Origin of the sequence: Candidatus Uabimicrobium amorphum, from assembly GCF_009002475.1 — a bacterium.
GTDB classification, from domain to species: Bacteria; Planctomycetota; Uabimicrobiia; order Uabimicrobiales; family Uabimicrobiaceae; genus Uabimicrobium; species Uabimicrobium amorphum.
On sequence record NZ_AP019860.1, the window covers coordinates 7,630,120 to 7,647,762 of the forward strand.

Here is a 17,643-nt window from a genome sequence, read left to right on the forward strand (position 1 = left end):
ATGTATGCGCTTCTTAACTTTATTTATTCTGTCAATACCCCATTTCTTAAAGCGATCGATACCATCGGCGACACGCATAAAATAAATACCGTATTTACCCACAAAATACATGATGATGGAAAAATCAATTTTCGTATTCGCGACATCCACAAACATCCATGAAAATATACGATACCGGTCTATTTCATCATTTCAAATTACAACCCCTCAACACCGAAAAATGGCCTGCTGTATTTGCCCAAGACTTCATTACATCCCACATTGAAAAACGCAGCTGGGATGACAACGTTACAAGTATCGAAGGCTGGAGACATTTGTTAATTGTACATCAAACACCCGAAGTACACCAAAAAATCAACAACTTTCTTTTTGATCTTCATCAAAGGATGACAAAAGACTACCAACGAATTAATGTGTGGATAAGTGTCGGAAAAAGTCAATATAATCCCCAAAGAATTTGTGCGTTTACCACAAGTAATAGTCACAAGGTAGTATTGAAAAGCGGAGAGTTGGTAATGGGTAATACCCCAGAAGACATTACGTTGCGCCGCGATATTGTCCGTGGTTATTCGAAATTCGACAAACTTAAGGACCATATAGACAAACGTAAAAGTTGGGAACTAAGCGCGACTCCACTTATCAAAAACAATACCATCGAAGTCGAAATCGATTGGATATGGCGCGATAAGGACACCTTCAAACGCCACTTCAAAATTTCCGTGCAAGATGAAAAAACGGCGTTGGCAACCTCATTAACGCCTAACTTAAATTTGTACGTAGGCGCCTCTATAGTAAAGTAGCTCTCTCATTCAACGCGCAAACAACCAAACAAAAAGAACGAAAACAAACGTGTTACGCCTCTCCCTGTGGGAGAGGCATGAGAATTAAGGCTTTTAGCGAAGCTAAAACCTTAAATTCGATGGTGAGGGCACCAACATGGAAACAACCCAAACACAAGCAAAACCCAAACCACAAAAAAAAATAGGAGCCTGATTTCTCAGACTCCTATTTTGTGAATGATAACAATTCTTGTAGAATTATTATGCTGCGGCTTTCTCTTCTTGAGCAAAACCAGCTTTGAATTGCATGTAGTAAATGCTCGCCAAAAGAACGAACTCAATCGCAACAGCAACTGCGTTTAAATCAAGCCTTCCACTGAACATTTCGTGATGCGAATCCATTTTGGGAACTCCACCGATGATGTATACTTTTTCGAGTATAGAACCGGCAATAATTATCATTCCCAAAACTATCATGTTTCTCGGATTTCCCTTTATACGCTTAAAGATAAGCGATACAAACGGTATCAAGAATAGCATTACAGCTGCGGCACCACCAATGTACACGAATTTACTCATATGTACATTTTGTCCTGCGCCTTCAAATGTTCTTACGCTGAAAAACAATACCTCTTCAGGAATGTTTCCGTACCAAATTGCTAGGAACTGTGAAAAGAACATGTATGTCCACAATATACTAAAACCATGCATAAGAAGAGAAACATCGTACTGAGTTTTCTTAACGTCTGCAGGTATATTGTCTCCATGTTGCTTAAACATTGCGTAAGATATAAATGCCGCTATTACCAAGCCAAGATACAAACCTTCGACAAAGAATGACGCACCAAACAGCGTACTAAACCATGGAAATTCCAATGGCATTACTACGTCCAAGGCATAAAATGTTTGACAAATAACATAGGAGAAAAGGTACAGTACGGCGTATCTTCTGCAAACAACTTCGTTTTCAGCTAGACTGTGCTTTGCATATAATGCCGCAAAAATAAAAGATACGACCATCAGCGCAAAGTTTCGTCCAACGCAGAATGCGAGACCTGTAAACCATTTCGAATGTCCATTTGTTACAACATCAGGGTACAGCGCTTTCCACTGTGGAACGATCAGCAGATACAAAAATGCGCACATTAAAATAAGTGGTACAGCATTTAGTAGATGCCTTCGTATCGGCTTTGCCCATTTACCTTCGCACAACTGAGCCGCTGCCATCAAGGCAACGCAGCCTTGTGCAGCACCTAAGAAGATTGCTAGGTTAAAAATAAGTGATGTTTGGTGAAATTTACCGATACCGTATTCCACACCTAATGTAACTAGTACAGCCACGCCAATCATCACCACTAGTTTTTGAGGTTTCATTCTTGTTTCTCCTTCATGACAATGGCAAATTTATTTCCGTATTCTTTTTCTGGTATAATTTGCGTTGGATTAGGCAATCTACTCAGAAATAAAAAGCCAAGTAATGAAAAAATTCCCCCAAGTAAGATCGTCAACTCGAAAGATACAACTAAAAATGGTGGCTGCGAATGTATTGGTTTTCCGCTTGTAATTAGCGGCCAGTGCCACGAAGCGTAATTTGTCAAAACTAAACCTGTTGTTACACCACTAAGAGCACCTGTAAGTGTGAAAAACTTCAACTTTGAAGGTTTTCCAAACATTGCGTCTAGGCCATGAACTGGATACGGAGCGTATATTTCTACGTCATCTTCTGTTACCCCGTCTTTAATCAGTTCTTTCAATTTTTCTATAAATTCGGTTTCACTATCAAATATAAACTCGTTACTCACAACATGTCTCCTTAAAGACAACGGGAATTTTTCCCGTTATCGATCCTAATGATGTTCCGCAGAAATGATTTCTTTGACCTCGGTAATCGCTACGATTGGCAATGTTTTGGTGAATATCAAGAATAGCAAGAAGAACCAGCCAAAACTTCCAATAGTAATACCGAATTCAACCCAACTTGGAGTATACATTCCCCACGAATAAGGTGAAAAATCGCGAGATAGAGAGATTACAATGATGTTGAAACGTTCGAACCACATTCCAATGTTTACAAAAATGGAGATAATGAATAGCGCGACTAGATTACGGCGAACTTTCTTGAAAAATACCACGAATGGAATCATGGAGTTACAAATCAGCATGATCCAGTATGGAATCCAATAATCACCAACTAGGCGATATTTAAAGGCGTACGCTTCAAACATGTTTCCGCTGTAAAATGCGATACAAAACTCGACAATGTAAGCGTAGGTTACAATGATAGAAGTAACCAACATCAGTTTTGCAAGGCTTTCAAAATGGTCTATTGTAATGACTCTTTCTAGACGAAAGATTTTACGCATAGGCACTACAAGGGTAATTACCATCGCACATCCGGAGAAAATCGCCCCAGCAACAAAGTACGGTGGAAATATTGTGGTGTGCCACCCAGGAACAATACCCATTGCAAAGTCCCAAGATACAACAGAGTGTACAGAAATTACCAGCGGGGTCGCAAAGGCTGCAAGGAACATATATAATTGATTATAGTGTTTCCATTGCTTTTGTGTCCCTTTCCATCCTATGGATAGAACACCATACGCCCATTTGCGTATACCTGTTGCTTTTCTTCGAACAATTGCTAAGTCTGGTAACATACCAACATAGAAGAAAATAGCGCTAATGGTAAAGTATGTACTAACGGCGAATACATCCCAGATCAGCGGTGACCGAAAGTTCGGCCACAACTGCCTCTGGTTTGGATAAGGCATTAACCAGTAAAATAGCCAGACGCGCCCTAAGTGAATCAAAGGGAAAAGACCTGCGGTCATTACCGCAAATACGGTCATCGCTTCTGCTGAACGGTTAAAACTACATCGCCAATTCGCTCTAAACAGGAATAGTACTGCCGAGATTAGCGTACCAGAGTGCGCAATACCTACCCAAAATACGAAGTCTGTAATGTAGACTCCCCATCCTACAGGGTTGTTTAGACCGGAGACTCCAAGACCTGTGTAAACTTGGTATGCCCAACAGCATATTATGCCAAAGAAAAAGCAAGTTGCGGACACGGCAAGTGCAACCCAGTACCAGATGGTCGGCTTTTCCATCGCATATAGGATGGTATCATCAAGTTCATCTTTGGTGAGTTTAGCCGTGTTTTCCTGTGTCATTTTTGCTTCCCTTCTTTCCAAGATAGTATACACTAGGGCCTATACCTGTGATTTCGAAAATGCGGTGTGCATTATCTTTTTGAGCCATTTTGTATACTTTTGAATTTTTATCTAATATGTTTCCGAAAGTCAGAGCACCTGTAGCACAAGTTTGTACGCAAGCAGGGGAGACTGGTACTTGACCTTCACCTTCACCGACCAACGTCTTTTTATCTTTCGCTATATCCTTTGCGCTGCGAATACGTTGGACGCAAAAAGTGCACTTCTCCATAATCCCTTTTGTACGAACGAAGACATCTGGGTTGTGTACAGTGTGTAAAGGAAGGTGTCTTCCTTTGTAACCATTGTCAAACCAGTTGAAACGACGAACTTTGTAAGGACAGTTGTTTGCACAATATCTTGTTCCTACACAACGGTTGTAGATTTGCGCATTGAGTCCATCTGGATTATGATAGGCGGCAAATACAGGACATACAGACTCACAAGGGGCACTTTCGCATTGCTGACACATCATTGGTACAACTTGGATGGTTTCTTCCTTGGTTTCTTCATCTTCGTATACATATGGTTCGAAGCGCAACCAAGACATCTCACGTCCCTTGAGGTGTTCCTCTGGTCCTGTAATGGCAACGTTGTTTTCAATGTAACAAGAAGCAACACAAGCAACACAACCATTACACGTATCTAAATCTACGGCCATTGCCCAACGATATGGTGAACGTTCTCCGGTTGTTATCTCGTATTCATCGTGGTTGTCACGATATAGAGATTTACGTGCTTCATGTTCGTATTCGTCTTTACTGTGGTCATGGTTTTCATGAGTAACAGTGTCATCTTTGTGGTGCTCATCTTTGTGCTCATCTTTGTGTTCATCTTTATGAGCGCCATGGCCATGAGGATCATATCCATATGGTATGACACCACGGCGGTTGATTCCGTTTTGTCGGTCATATATAGATCCGTCATCACGTGATTCCATTGACCCACTCAAAATCGGAATAGGTATTTGTTTACCCGTCTTCACAATAGAGGACTCGTAAACGCTTGCAATCGCTTCACCACTGCGTTCGTCTACTTTCAACTGTCCAAGTAAATGCGGTTCTTGTATCGTAAGAATTCCGTCCGCCATTACTGGTTGAATTTTTGCAGGACGTTTTACAGAGAAATCCCCAGATTTCACTTCTACTTCGTCACAGTCTTTTATGTTGAGGGCTTCTGCAGTTTTTTGCGCTACAGATACCCATTCGCCATAGGTAATTGTGGTGAGTGTGTCTGGTATCTCTTGTAACAAAGTAATATCTTTACTACGGCCGTCAAAGAAACGAATAGACGGAATAACGAATAAGGTGTTTCCATCTTTTATTCCAGGTGCAAGTGTCGCATTTTTCACAAATTCACCACTCGCTGCGGCATCAAGAGACAGTTTTACTTCCTCAACTTTTGTCTCATAAAAACCTTTTGCGAGAAATTCATTCTGGACAAAAGGCTTGCCTGGATTGAGCGTTGCCCATTTATCGTAAAGATAATCTTCATAAAGACCTGGCAATTCTGTCTCACTATCGAGAATGTTTACCAATTCAAGAAGAACATCACCTTCTTGTTTGGTGTTATTTGCCTTTGCAACAGGTTGTATTAAATTTAGAAGTCCTCTACGTGGCTGTGCATCGTCCAATGACTCTGTAAAGTGTGACATTGGTAATACGACATCACATTCACTTAAAGTGTCATCCAACTTCATACCCATACCAATTTTAAACTTCGCGTTATTGAATTGGGCCTTAAAGTCAGCACTGTGAAGATTTGGATTACAACGAGTCACAAATAGCACATCTATTTTTTTATCTTTTAGTAGCGAGGTTGTATTTGCTAAATCAAGACGAGTTCCTACATTGGCATAGTTTTGGCTATGTGTGAAGTTAACTGTTTCACCACCAAGTCCCCATTGTAAAAGCGCTGTAAGTACAGCAACTTCCAAACCTGTCTCATGTGTAATCGATGTACCACCACTTACCACAAGAGGTTTCTTCGCTGATTTTAGAGCTTCTAGTATCGGATTTAGTTGCTCTATTTGTAGACCAGACTTTAAAGCCTCTTCATCTGTTGCTGTAATTTTTTTCACAACATCTTCAGCAAGTTGGTTCTTGAATGTCTTTGCAAGCTTACCAATAAGCCATCTCAGTAGGTACACCTCACCTTGTGGTTTTATGGTGTAGCGTCTTGAAGCCTTAAGGCCTGAAGAACTGAGGTGCGGTTCTACATGTAGCCATTGCCAGTCGCCTCGTGCTTTGGCTTTACCAAATTGCACTGCGTGTGAAACAGGACTGACGAACGTATCTAGCATTTCTGCGCCAATGGTAAACATCATGTCGCTGTTTTCAACGTCGTAAGCAGGTACATCCGCTTGCCCAAAGACAATTTTATTCGCCATGCGCAAGTTAGCGTGAGCATACGGCTCAAATTCTGGCAATTTTGTGACCTTCAGACTTTTGCAAAAAGAGTCTATTAGTTCTGACAACGAACCAGTGGTTCTACCAGACAAATAGTATTTCTGCTCAGCACCTTTGATTACTTTGGTGATTGCCGCGTATGCTTTTCCCCAACTCACGTCTTCAAAGTTACCGTCTGCATTTTTCATTTTTGGAGACTGTAAACGTTGTGGATCATACAGACGGGACAGAGATGCCTGTCCTCTAGCGCACAATCCTCCGTGGTTTACAGGATGCTCGGTGTTGCCTTCTAATTTGACGGCTTTGCCTTCGCGAACGCGTACTTCAACACCGCAACTTCCCGAACATTCCATACAAGTACTTGCGTAGTAAGCTTCGCCGTTTGCTGCTTCTTCCTCTTTGGCTGTCAAATAGGAGTATCTTCTACGAGACTTGGTACCCATCCAGTGATATGTCTCAATACAAGAAGTGCTCATTGTCGCTGCACCAGCAACGCCTAGAAGCTTTAAAAAATCCCTACGTTTCATAACACTCCTCCGTGTGTACGTTATCTGTGTTTATTGAATATCAATTATTTATGACAAGTAACACAGTCTAAAGAAGCTCCTTTTTTCGTATGACACTGAACACACCAACCCATGCGCAATGAAGGCAATTTACGAGGAATTCCCATGTATTGCACTTTACCATGACATTCGGTGCAGTCTAATCCTACTTTGGAGACCTTAATATGTTTACCTTCTTTGGTGATAGAGTACGGCTGATCTTTGTCAGGATCGTTAATCCACCACTCACTGTCACTTTTTGCTACGACTTTTGATTCATCCGAAATCGGCATTTTGTTGTTTACGAACTCGGACTTAAGAGCGTCAGAAATCGTCAAGCTGTTTAAGTACTCAGTATGCTCAACTCCTTCTTCGTCTTGTGCAGGAGCGTTAAACAAAAAGTAACGAGATTTTTCATTTTTAATGTGTCTCTTGTGTGAAAAGTACACGTGATCAGGTACCCAATATACACGTTTCCACGGAATGGGCTTTTTCACTCCACGTACTTCTAAGACACCTTCGTTTTCGACAACTTCGTATTCTTTGTCTTCTTGTCCTGTGTCGGTAATCTTCCACTTGCTGTCTTTGGACTTTGTTTGCAACATTGCTGTTACTGGCAAAATGTGATTTTGCTGTGCAAAGATTTTTTCCAGCTTGGTCAATTTACCTTCCGCCAAGTCTTTTTTATGCTCTTCGGCATCTACTTCAAAAAGTTGTTTGCCGTAGTATGCATGTATCTTTTGGATTTCAGGACTATCCGTCTTAATTGCGTTATGACATTCCATACATGTTTCGATAGGTGGAATACCCGCACGCGTTGTCGTTGCGGCTTTTGTGTGGCAATAATTACATTGCAAGCCAGCTTTCTTCACGTGTTTGTAGTGGCTAAAGGCTATCGGCTGCTCAAGAGATTCTGCGTGCTTCTCTACTCCATATCCATAAGCAATACCGAGTAATACGAAAAAGCCATGAAATCCCACGATCACGGAAGTTAATATTAACTTGGGCATTTTCGTCTCCTATTCTTTCAACGTTTTCATGTAAGCAATCATCGACTCGATTTCTGCGGGAGTCAAGTTTTGAACTGGCATCACATTCTGATATCCTTTGACAACATCGTCGCCTGGATTCATGATGGAGTTGGTGATATACTCATCATCAGAAGTAACTTCGCGCTCTTCACCGTTGGTCATTACAATTTGTTTACGACCATAGATACCAAGAAAACTTGGTCCTGCTCCTGGAGAACCATCAATAGAGTGACAGGTCTTACAATTAACTTCGTAAATCTTCATCGCTATCGCTGCAGGATTATGCTCGACAGGTCTTGGCGCAACTTCATCCAAATACGCAAGATGCTCGATCATCGAGTTGTTACGTGAGTGGAAATCACTACCAAGTGTCAGTGCCAAGCTACCAAATACTAGAGCTACCACCCATTTTTCGGCCATACGCCCAGGTGTTTGATAGACAAGATAACCTATCACAGCAGCAATTGTCAGTAGAATGACAATCATAACCGCCAATTGATTTAGAAGCATGAAGACAGACAAAGCTGCGAAACTCAGAACAACACCTGAGGTAACGCCTTTTTCTGGCTCTCCGCGATACTGTACCGCAGCCAAAACTGCCAAACAAATTACCAAGCCCCATGCAACATTTGCAATGTAGAGGTTACCGGTAACTGATGATACTGCCGCTTCTGGTAGGAAATATAGATCTACGATGCCAACAACTGGTTGTAGCACTGTACCAACAAGTACACAATATAGACCTACTTTAGTAGCGTAATTGTAATATTCTTTGTTTTGTTCTTGCTCTTCCTTGCTCGGCCATAGGCGGAAATGAAAAATAATCGCCGCACCAGCGAAAACAAAACATAGTAGTTTAAAGTGTATAAACTGAGTTAGGTTTACCGATGAAAAAGATTGTAGAATTGGATATTCCACGATCGCCCAATTGTGTGGGTAGAGGATAAACGTTTTGTTACTCAGAAATACAAAATATGTTAGAAAAAGTAGACCCACGGCGGTCTTACCCATGCCAAAGTGCATCAAGAAATTTTCATCTCTTTTGGAGAAAGAATTCTTGTAAACGTATACAAATGCAATTCCTACGATGGATAAACCTAATACTGCTAACCACTGATGAGACATCATCGTATTGGCACCATACATCAATTGTAGGTACATAACGATCAGTGTTGCCAGAGGAAGAACTCCCAAAAGAATTCCCACACCAAAGTTAACACTGGTCTTGTCTACGAGATCTTTGGAAAGACGCAAATATGTTTCGTTGTTTTGATCTTTACCCAAAGCGCCAAAGCCCAAAGAAAGAACTAGGCTTCCCATCAATGAACAGATAAAAGGTAAATGAATGGCAAAAGTAAATATGATCAGATATTTAAATAATGTTAGGCCACCGAGTGAAGGGGGCACAATAATTTCACCCATTATCTTCCCTTTCATGCAATCTATGTACTATTTTGGATAATGAGTACTTTGTTTTGTTAGTAATCATTTTTAACCATTTTTTTGAGTGCACAGAAAATTGTTGTGAGAGAAAACAGAGTTTTCTCTCGTTCAACATACCATCTCAACTACTTGAGAGTTTTGAGATACTCAATAATTTTTGCAATGTCTTCATCACTCAAAACGGTTTCATCGAAAGCGGTCATAATGACACCTTCGTAACCTTTTGCGTAATCCTTTTGTGGATAACGAATTGAGTTGATGATGTACTCTTCATCGGCGACGATTGAACGTTCTTTGCCGTCGGTAACTACTTTACCTCTACGTTCCCATATCCCTTTTAAACTTGGGCCGATGAGTTTTGAGCCGTCGATAGAGTGACAAGTGGAGCACGCAGCAATTTCGTGAAATAGTTTTTCACCCATCTCTTCCGGAGGTGGTTCTTTGCGTACCCATTCTTCAAATGCGTCTGCGGAAACTACTTCGACATATGATCTCATATATGCATGTGAATCTCCACAATATTCTGCGCAGAAAACGTCGTACTTTTGGTCCACCTCAGTGGCGCGAAACCACATATAATAAGGAGTCCCAGGAACAGCATCCTGTTTCATACGGAACGCAGGAATATAAAAACTGTGTAAAACATCCAAGGATTCAATACGCAGTTTTACATTACGATCTACTGGTACAACAAGTGTACCACTTCTTTTGACTTTTTCTACGCCGTTGTCTGTGAATTTATATTCATAAGACCAAGACCATTTTTTTCCGATAACTTTGACTTCCATGGCGTCATCGGGAATGGTTTTCATATCAATCCATCCTTGATAACCATAGTAGAACATCATCATTACGATAATGGTCGGGCCAATTGTCCAGGCGGTTTCTAAGCCAACATGTCCTTCGATCTGGGTAGGAACCGGATTGTTCTTTTTGCTGTACTTTATTACGCAAAACAACATAAAACCAACGATAAGACCCAGTAGAATGACAGAGGTGTAGATAATGAAGTAAAACGCAAAATCTACTTTACTTGCATAACTAGAAGCTGCTAGAAACATAGTATTTCCTCATCTAAAAAAAAGCTGACCTTAATGGTGGACTTCAGCTTGTACTTCGTGGTTCAAATAGCTAAATCGATAGTCATCGATAAATGTGAATATCACAATCACCACCATAATCAGAAAAGTTACCAATATCATATAGTGGAATACTTTTGGTTCATAGCGAAGGTGCATGAAGTATAAACCGACAAGTGTCGTCTTAACGACTGCCACCAACATCGCTACAGCGGTTGTGTATTGACCTAAGTCGAACCCTGCAATTGCCACAGTTAAAGACGTAAGTATTAGAAGAGCTAACCACACACTAATGTATGTCCCATAACCAATCATGGGGTGCTCTTCATGGTGTTCAGCATGATCCATGTTATTCTCCTTGATTTAGCCGATTAGGTACATTAATGGGAATAAGAAAATCCAAATAACATCTACAATGTGCCAATACAGACCACTATTTTCTAAGCTAACGTAGTCTTCATGTTTTATGCGTTTTGGCGTGGAATAGTACCTCATTTTGAGATGTACTTGTTTTACCGATTCGTCAATCTCGCTACCCCATTTTTCATTACCATCTTTATCAAGAATAGCAACACGGCAGCCGTTGAGTGCGTCTTTACCAAAAACATCCCAACGATGAGTTTCATTTGGTCTTTGATAAATTACGTAAAACATTACGGTTAAAATAGTAGCACCGATAATTACGTGTAAAGCGTGTAGCCCTGTCATGCTGTAATAAAGGCCGAAGTATATCCGTTGTCCTTTGGAATAGTTTGCCATAATGAATTCAGAACCAGGATATAATCCGTGAGAAATCTTCCCACTCCATTCAATATACTTGATGACCATGAACACAAGTGCGCATAGTATGGTTATACCAAGATATGTAAGAGCAAGAGTCTTTTTTGCCCGATGTATACAAGCAATAGCAAGAGCCATTGTCAAACTACTTGTGAGGAGTACAGCGGTATTTAGTGCCCCCAAAACAACATTCAATTCTTTTGCTGCTTCTGCAAAGTCATGAGAATGCGCGGTGCGGTATACGGCATATATGAGGAAAAGTCCACCAAAGAGAAGAACTTCAGTAAACAAAAATAACCACATGCCTATTTTTGCACCATTGTAATCCTTATGAATATGAGCAGGAGCTGCAACATTAGCGGTATGACTCATTATTTTTTACCTTTTTTCTTCTTTTTACTGTCTTTTTTACCTTTGTTCATTGCTTCGAAATCGTAAGCACCATGAGTAACATGTGGAGGTTCCAAGAAGTTCAAAAGCGGTGGCGGAGATGGAACTGTCCATTCCAATGTAGAAGCTCCCCATGGGTTGTCTTCTGCTTTTTCACCACTTGTGATTCCGCGGATTAGGTTAAATAGCATCATAAAGATACCAAGTGCCAAAATCCAAGAACCAATGGTAGACACTACATGCCAGTATTGGAATTCAGGAAGGTAGTCGTAGTAGCGACGTGGCATTCCATTCCAACCTAGTATAAACATTGGGAAATATAGAACATTAAATCCAACAAAAATGAGAGCCCAAGCGACAACCGCTACTGCTTCATTATACATTTTGCCAAACATTTTCGGGAACCAATAGTGCATTGCACCGAAAAGTGCGATTCCTAAACCACCAAACATCACATAGTGGAAGTGTCCTACAACAAAGTAGGTATCGTGAACGTGCATGTCAGTTGCCAAAGCACCTAGTACTAGACCAGTAAGTCCACCGATGGAGAATAGGAAAATGAAAGATAATGTGTACAGCATGGGCGCGCGTAATTCAATGGAACCTTTATACAAGGAGGCAATCCAGTTGAATATCTTAATTCCCGTAGGAATGGCCACTAAAAATGTCAGAAATGAAAAGACGATTTGCGCAGTTCCAGACATCCCACTTGTGAACATATGGTGTCCCCATACCATGTAACCTACAACGGCAATGGAAACAGTAGAGAATGCGATGGCTTTGTAACCAAAGATTGTTCTCTTAGTAAAAGCAGGTAGTAAGTCGGAAATTACACCCATTCCAGGTAAAATCATGATGTATACAGCTGGATGTGAGTAAATCCAAAAAAGGTGTTGGTATAAAACTGGGTCCCCACCAATCGCTGGATCAAAAACTCCCACTCCAAAACCTCTCTCAAGGATAACAAGCAGTAGTGTAATCCCTACAACAGGGGTTGCTAGTACTTGGATCCACGCGGTTGCGTAAAGTCCCCAACAGAAAAGAGGCATTCTAAACCATGTCATTCCTGGGGCGCGCAATCTGTGAATTGTCGTGATAAAGTTCAAACCAGTCAGGATCGAAGAAAATCCCAAAACAAACGCTGCAAAAACTGCTAGAGAAATATTCCCCTCCGTTGCAGTACTGTAAGGAGCGTAAAACGTCCAACCAGTGTCAGGAAGCTTATCTCCGGTAAAAAGCGCAATAATGAGAAGCGCTGCTCCCGAAATATATAGCCACCACGATAGAAGATTCAGACGTGGAAATGCAACGTCTTCCGCACCTATTTGCAGAGGCATAATAAAGTTTCCAAATATCGCAGGGATGCCAGGAATAATGAATAAAAAGATCATAATTACGCCGTGCAGTGTAAAAACAGCGTTGTACGTAGGAGCATCGATAACCGTTGCTCCAGGAGCAATTAGCTCAAGACGAATAAGTAACCCCAGACAGAGTCCACCGATAAACATCGTTAGGACCGAAATCATATAGAGAATACCTATACGCTTATGATCTGTGGAAAATATCCAACTGAAAATCCCGGAGAAGGCGCTTGTTTCTCTGTGATATGGTGTGTAAGAGAGTTCTGCTGCTGTTTGCGCCATAAGAAAGACCTTTCTAAGTAAAAGAAAAAAGTCACTGTATGATAATCTTTATTGAGAGTTTCCTCTCAGTGAATTGTATTACTGTTTTTGTGAAGAGTTATTTAAGCTTGGGTTGTCGGTTCAGGGACAACTTTTTTTCTAGTCAAGAGCACGAATGCCGCTATCATAGATACGAAGAATAAAACAACTACTCCTGAAATACGCACAATATTGAGAGCGTATCTTTTTCCCTCTGGATCGTAGCTAAAACAAAGTTTGAGAACTTTTGCTATTGTTGGGCCGACACGACCTTCAGAAGCTTCTACGACCGCCATTTTTAAATCAAACGGTAGGTAGCGTAGACCAAACAAATAACGAATTATCTTTCCTTCAGGAGATAGTATCGTCAAAGCTCCGGCATGGCGAAATTCGTTGCCTTCAGGAACATAACGAAATCCGACAGCACTAGCTAGTTTGCGAATATTGTCTTCATCTCCTACAAGAAAGCGCCATCCATCAAGCGGAAAGTTTTTCTTGCGTTTCATCAAATTTGTGTAGTTGGTTCTTTTTTCGCGTGCTGTTTCCGAGGTTTCTTTCGGATCAATACTCACGGTAATGACGCGAAAATCCTTCGCAGGTTCTAAATCTACCTTATCAATAACTGTTTGTAATTCATTGAGCAGTGGAGTACAAATTCCTGGGCAGCGATAGTAAACAAGAGCTAGGACGGTTGGTTTGTCGCAGAGGTCTTTTAATTTTACTTTCTTGCCGTTTTCATCTGTAAACTCTAGGTCAAGAGGAACCTGTTTTCCAAGTTGTTCTTCTATACCGATTTTTATTTCTTTGGCAGAAACTTGAGGACATAAAAGTACAAGAATGCCAAAAAAAGATAAAAACAAACTTCTCGTTTTCATATTTTTTTCCTTGGTCGATGGAATGAAGTAATTTGGTTTTGGGGAGATTTAGAGGAGTACTTTGTCAATACAAACTGTATTGTCTGTGAGATTTTTGGCATAATAATATTTTCGGATACTGTTAGACTAGGATACTAATTTTTTCGTGATACGTTAAGAAAACCTATCTTAGTATTTAACCGAAAAAATTATGTGGATTTAAATTTTGTAAAAGATCTAAAGCCTTTTTAGACTTGTTTCGGACTTCGGTATAACAAATTTAACTACTCTTGTCTAACAAAATTTTTTTTTGCCAAAAAAAATGTTATGTGGAATATTCATTTACTAGCAAAAAATCGTATGTCTACATTATAGCATGTCCGTGTCCTTTTTGCAACCTATCGCGAGAATACATAGCGATTATCTTAAAGTTATTTCACAATATTTAGAGAATAGATCTCATCAAGATGAAATATTGCAACACTTTACAGAAAATGTATTACCAAAATAGTTAAATCGTCATGAAACAAACTTTCGCAAAAGTTACGCACATCGCGCAACATGGCGAGCTGTATTTCCTGAGCGTTCATCCATTTTTTTGAACCAAGTAGCTTCAGTAATCTTTCGAGTCCGTAGTGTTCTTTATTTTCGTCAGAAGCCTCTAAAATTCCATCGGAGTATAAAACAACAAAGTCTCCTTTGTCAAATTGTATTCGATGCGTTGAATATTGAAATTCTTCGTGAATTCCCAGAGGAAACTCTCCATCTTTGATTAACTGCCATGTGTCTGACTTGGCTTGGTAGTAACATGGGTATGGATGACCGGCGTTGGCAAAAGCCATTACCTTCGTTTGCGTATTGAACACCGCAAACAAAAACGTCATCATCAAGTTCTTGTCAATACTACCACACACCATGCGATTCATGGCCGTCATCACATCGCTAATCGAGTTAGAAAAATTTACCTGGGTATACAAACAACTACGTGCCATAGATACCATCATTCCCGCTTCTAAGCCATGTCCGCTCACATCGCCAACAGCAAAGGCATGATTATTCTCATTCAAACGAATAAAATCGTAGTAGTCGCCACCTACTTCCGTTGCCGGTTGACAAACAGCACTAATATCGAGCTGTGGAATGCTCGGGAGTGCTTGTGGAAGAGTCGCTTGGTGCATCAAACGCGCCGATTCAATTTCTTTTCTTATCCTATTGGTTTCGGATAAGTCAGGTATTGTTTGTTGTAAAGTTTCATGAGCATAGGCATTATCGATCGACAGCGCCACGGTGCTAGCAATAGCGGTAACTGCTTCTACATCTTGCTCAGAAAAGGAACCGCTAATTTTATTTTTGACTCCCAAGAGTCCAATAACGCGCTTTTGTACTTTGAGAGGTGAATAAAGAAGCGAAGACGTCTTTGCCCCTGTATCTTCGTCTATCTTGTTATAGTGTTCGGGATTATGTTCTACATCGCGTACTAGAAGCGGTTCACCTGAGGCAAAAGCTTTGCCAGCAAAACCCTTATTGGAATCGAAACGAAGTCCACGCAATTTATTCGCGACTTCTTTGTTCTCGTCTAATACGGTATGAAAAAAAAGTTCTTTGGTTTCGCGATCTTCGAGAAGTACACTTACCGATTCACATTGGATCAGATTTTTCACCTCATTCACGATAACATTGAGGAGGGTATCGAGGTCTAGAATTTGGTGAACATAACGTCCGATGTCGAGAAGTGTTTGTAACAACTGTTGGTTCACGGAACTTAGGCGCTTGGTACGTGATTTTTTAGGTAGATGCTTGGTCATGATGAGAGCATTGCGTTCATTGATCGTCGTGTATTCGACATAATCCATGATAGTATACAGAAAATGTACCCCAAGCCCTCCCGGTCTTATTTCATCTAAACATCTAGCCTTAATACAATTTTTATCAATAATAGGTGCATTGTCTTGCAGTATAATTTTAAAATACTTGTTCTCATGTATCTTTAAACGAATATCGATTCTTTGGGTAAAATCCATTTTGTAGCCATGGCGAATAATATTGGTAAATGCTTCGTCCACGGCGAGAACAATCATGTCTGTTTGCTCTTCATCAAAACCAACCATAGAACAGCTTTTATGAACATTGTTGCGCAAAAACGTCGCCATCTTGGGGTTACTAGATAACTGAATGTAAACACTTTCGTTAAGCGTTTTTTGCATCTTGAGTGCTTTCGTAGATTTTGAAAACCATATCTAGATTGGCAATTTTGAATACATTAAATATTTTTTTGGTGTTGATGACAACCCGTAGCTCACCACTATAGGCTTCTACTTTTTTCAGAGCTTCAATAAGTGTTGCAATACCAGAGCTGTCTATATGTCCGGCATCTTCTAAAGAAACAATAATCGTTTGTACTTTATTTTTGGTGGTCTTATGCAACACATCGCGCAATTCACCTGAACTCCCCATGTCAATTTCACCTTGGGGGATAATCACTGACATTTGTGGCGAGACCTCTTCTACTTTTATTTCCATGGGTAATGTGGCATCTTTTTGCAAATATTTCTTGTGCCACTTCTCCTTTCTTTTAAAGTAACCACTCATTCACTCTGCGGTTTTCCACACTTTTCACAAGTGGTAAATTGTTTTTGTTGGACGAAACGACAGTTTTTACAAATTTCAAAATTGGAAAACTCTCCGAGGAATTCTACTGTATATGGTTTTTGTGAGTTACGCAAATCATCGGGAGTACCTTCTTCATAAACGATCGTACCATCCCAATCGTCGTTATGTTCGGGAACGGCTCTTTTTAGAATAATCATCCGATCTGCGATGGCAAAGGCGCTATCCAGTTCATGGGTGATCACTACAGACGCAATTCCCAACATTTTCACCAAGTTTTTGATCAGTTTATCGATGGTTCTACTCACAATAGGATCTAAACCAGCAGAAGGTTCATCGTAAAATATCAATTGTGGGTCCAAAGCCAAAGCTCTGGCCAAACCAACGCGTTTTCGTTCTCCTCCCGACAGAGTGGCAGGCATTTTATGTTTGAATTTTTCTGGTTCTAGTGAAACTTGACGCAATTTTGTATCGACCATAATGTCGATAATGTCGCGATGAAGCTGGGGTTGATGTTCTAAAATCGGAAAGGCAATGTTATCTCCCACATTCATCGAATTGAAGAGCGCACCGTATTGGAATAAAATACCAAATTTCTTTTTTACTTCCTGCAAATTTTTTTTGTTTAGAGGAAATACCTCTTTTTCCAATATAGAGACACAACCGCTGTCGGCAATCTCTTCACCTATTAGAATGCGGAATAATGTGCTCTTTCCGCATCCCGACTGTCCCATAAGTACCGTGACTTCCCCATGCTGTGCAGTAAGAGAAATGTTGTTGAGCACTATCTCCATTTTTTTCAACTTAGAGTTAAAAAAACTTTTGCTAATGTTCTTTAAAACTACAGTTGTCAT

16 protein-coding genes are annotated in these 17,643 nt (G+C 40.4%); 2 read left to right on the forward strand and 14 right to left on the reverse strand.

Annotation, left to right across the window (positions count from 1 at the left end):
* Nucleotides 1–162 carry a hypothetical protein gene (locus UABAM_RS33570; RefSeq protein ID WP_173013592.1) on the forward strand — a complete coding sequence of 54 codons (162 nt, stop codon included), beginning with the start codon at nucleotides 1–3 and terminating at the stop codon, nucleotides 160–162.
* A complete protein-coding gene (locus UABAM_RS26615) occupies nucleotides 159–800 on the forward strand; it encodes a hypothetical protein (protein ID WP_151971029.1) in 642 nt (213 codons plus the stop codon). Before UABAM_RS33570 ends, UABAM_RS26615 begins: the two co-directional genes overlap by 4 nt.
* 240 nt (nucleotides 801–1,040) lie before the next feature.
* Here UABAM_RS26615 and UABAM_RS26620 read toward each other — a convergent pair whose 3' ends face one another.
* The 14 genes from UABAM_RS26620 to UABAM_RS26685 form a co-directional block, all read right to left on the reverse strand.
* The gene (locus UABAM_RS26620; protein WP_151971030.1) at nucleotides 1,041–2,153 is read right to left on the reverse strand and encodes a hypothetical protein; all 1,113 of its coding nucleotides are present in this window, start codon (nucleotides 2,151–2,153) and stop codon (nucleotides 1,041–1,043) included.
* Nucleotides 2,150–2,581: a DUF3341 domain-containing protein gene (locus UABAM_RS26625; protein ID WP_173013593.1), complete on the reverse strand. Its 432-nt coding sequence runs from the start codon at nucleotides 2,579–2,581 to the stop codon at nucleotides 2,150–2,152. Before UABAM_RS26625 ends, UABAM_RS26620 begins: the two co-directional genes overlap by 4 nt.
* 45 nt (nucleotides 2,582–2,626) lie before the next feature.
* On the reverse strand, nucleotides 2,627–3,952 hold the full coding sequence (gene nrfD, locus UABAM_RS26630) for an NrfD/PsrC family molybdoenzyme membrane anchor subunit (RefSeq protein ID WP_151971032.1): 1,326 nt from the start codon (nucleotides 3,950–3,952) through the stop codon (nucleotides 2,627–2,629).
* Nucleotides 3,930–6,926 (reverse strand): molybdopterin-dependent oxidoreductase, encoded by a 2,997-nt coding sequence (locus UABAM_RS26635; RefSeq protein ID WP_151971033.1) that lies wholly within the window; start codon nucleotides 6,924–6,926, stop codon nucleotides 3,930–3,932. The genes nrfD and UABAM_RS26635 overlap by 23 nt, the downstream gene beginning before the upstream one ends.
* A gap of 44 nt (nucleotides 6,927–6,970) precedes the next feature.
* Entirely contained in the window at nucleotides 6,971–7,954 is a 984-nt protein-coding gene (locus UABAM_RS26640) for a cytochrome c3 family protein (protein ID WP_151971034.1), read from the reverse strand.
* 9 nt (nucleotides 7,955–7,963) lie between these two features.
* Nucleotides 7,964–9,397 (reverse strand): c-type cytochrome, encoded by a 1,434-nt coding sequence (locus UABAM_RS26645; RefSeq protein WP_173013594.1) that lies wholly within the window; start codon nucleotides 9,395–9,397, stop codon nucleotides 7,964–7,966.
* A 146-nt stretch (nucleotides 9,398–9,543) separates the two neighbouring features.
* Nucleotides 9,544–10,479 (reverse strand): cytochrome c oxidase subunit II, encoded by a 936-nt coding sequence (gene coxB, locus UABAM_RS26650; protein ID WP_151971036.1) that lies wholly within the window; start codon nucleotides 10,477–10,479, stop codon nucleotides 9,544–9,546.
* A 30-nt stretch (nucleotides 10,480–10,509) separates the two neighbouring features.
* The gene (locus UABAM_RS26655) at nucleotides 10,510–10,845 is read right to left on the reverse strand and encodes a cytochrome C oxidase subunit IV family protein (protein WP_151971037.1); all 336 of its coding nucleotides are present in this window, start codon (nucleotides 10,843–10,845) and stop codon (nucleotides 10,510–10,512) included.
* Between the two features lie 15 nt (nucleotides 10,846–10,860).
* On the reverse strand, nucleotides 10,861–11,649 hold the full coding sequence (locus UABAM_RS33825; protein ID WP_152022059.1) for a cytochrome c oxidase subunit 3 family protein: 789 nt from the start codon (nucleotides 11,647–11,649) through the stop codon (nucleotides 10,861–10,863).
* Nucleotides 11,649–13,310 (reverse strand): cytochrome c oxidase subunit I, encoded by a 1,662-nt coding sequence (gene ctaD / locus UABAM_RS26665; protein WP_151971038.1) that lies wholly within the window; start codon nucleotides 13,308–13,310, stop codon nucleotides 11,649–11,651. The genes UABAM_RS33825 and ctaD overlap by 1 nt, the downstream gene beginning before the upstream one ends.
* Nucleotides 13,311–13,411: 101 nt before the next feature.
* Nucleotides 13,412–14,203 (reverse strand): SCO family protein, encoded by a 792-nt coding sequence (locus UABAM_RS26670; RefSeq protein WP_151971039.1) that lies wholly within the window; start codon nucleotides 14,201–14,203, stop codon nucleotides 13,412–13,414.
* A 464-nt stretch (nucleotides 14,204–14,667) separates the two neighbouring features.
* Complete coding sequence (locus tag UABAM_RS26675) at nucleotides 14,668–16,386, reverse strand: SpoIIE family protein phosphatase (protein ID WP_151971040.1); 1,719 nt, start codon at nucleotides 16,384–16,386, stop codon at nucleotides 14,668–14,670.
* Nucleotides 16,370–16,771 (reverse strand): STAS domain-containing protein, encoded by a 402-nt coding sequence (locus UABAM_RS26680; RefSeq protein WP_151971041.1) that lies wholly within the window; start codon nucleotides 16,769–16,771, stop codon nucleotides 16,370–16,372. The genes UABAM_RS26675 and UABAM_RS26680 overlap by 17 nt, the downstream gene beginning before the upstream one ends.
* Nucleotides 16,768–17,643: an ABC transporter ATP-binding protein gene (locus UABAM_RS26685; RefSeq protein ID WP_151971042.1), complete on the reverse strand. Its 876-nt coding sequence runs from the start codon at nucleotides 17,641–17,643 to the stop codon at nucleotides 16,768–16,770. Before UABAM_RS26685 ends, UABAM_RS26680 begins: the two co-directional genes overlap by 4 nt.

Excerpts from the sequence above, each read along its gene's own strand:
- UABAM_RS33570 (WP_173013592.1), top strand. The coding sequence starts at position 1 with ATGTATGCGCTTCTTAACTTTATTTATTCTGTCAATACCCCATTTCTT.
- UABAM_RS26615 (WP_151971029.1), top strand. The coding sequence starts at position 159 with ATGAAAATATACGATACCGGTCTATTTCATCATTTCAAATTACAACCC.
- UABAM_RS26620 (WP_151971030.1), bottom strand. The coding sequence starts at position 2,153 with ATGAAACCTCAAAAACTAGTGGTGATGATTGGCGTGGCTGTACTAGTT.
- nrfD (WP_151971032.1), bottom strand. The coding sequence starts at position 3,952 with ATGACACAGGAAAACACGGCTAAACTCACCAAAGATGAACTTGATGAT.
- UABAM_RS26635 (WP_151971033.1), bottom strand. The coding sequence starts at position 6,926 with ATGAAACGTAGGGATTTTTTAAAGCTTCTAGGCGTTGCTGGTGCAGCG.
- UABAM_RS26640 (WP_151971034.1), bottom strand. The coding sequence starts at position 7,954 with ATGCCCAAGTTAATATTAACTTCCGTGATCGTGGGATTTCATGGCTTT.
- UABAM_RS26645 (WP_173013594.1), bottom strand. The coding sequence starts at position 9,397 with ATGGGTGAAATTATTGTGCCCCCTTCACTCGGTGGCCTAACATTATTT.
- coxB (WP_151971036.1), bottom strand. The coding sequence starts at position 10,479 with ATGTTTCTAGCAGCTTCTAGTTATGCAAGTAAAGTAGATTTTGCGTTT.
- UABAM_RS26655 (WP_151971037.1), bottom strand. The coding sequence starts at position 10,845 with ATGGATCATGCTGAACACCATGAAGAGCACCCCATGATTGGTTATGGG.
- UABAM_RS33825 (WP_152022059.1), bottom strand. The coding sequence starts at position 11,649 with ATGAGTCATACCGCTAATGTTGCAGCTCCTGCTCATATTCATAAGGAT.
- ctaD (WP_151971038.1), bottom strand. The coding sequence starts at position 13,310 with ATGGCGCAAACAGCAGCAGAACTCTCTTACACACCATATCACAGAGAA.
- UABAM_RS26670 (WP_151971039.1), bottom strand. The coding sequence starts at position 14,203 with ATGAAAACGAGAAGTTTGTTTTTATCTTTTTTTGGCATTCTTGTACTT.
- UABAM_RS26675 (WP_151971040.1), bottom strand. The coding sequence starts at position 16,386 with ATGCAAAAAACGCTTAACGAAAGTGTTTACATTCAGTTATCTAGTAAC.
- UABAM_RS26680 (WP_151971041.1), bottom strand. The coding sequence starts at position 16,771 with ATGAGTGGTTACTTTAAAAGAAAGGAGAAGTGGCACAAGAAATATTTG.
- UABAM_RS26685 (WP_151971042.1), bottom strand. The coding sequence starts at position 17,643 with ATGACAACTGTAGTTTTAAAGAACATTAGCAAAAGTTTTTTTAACTCT.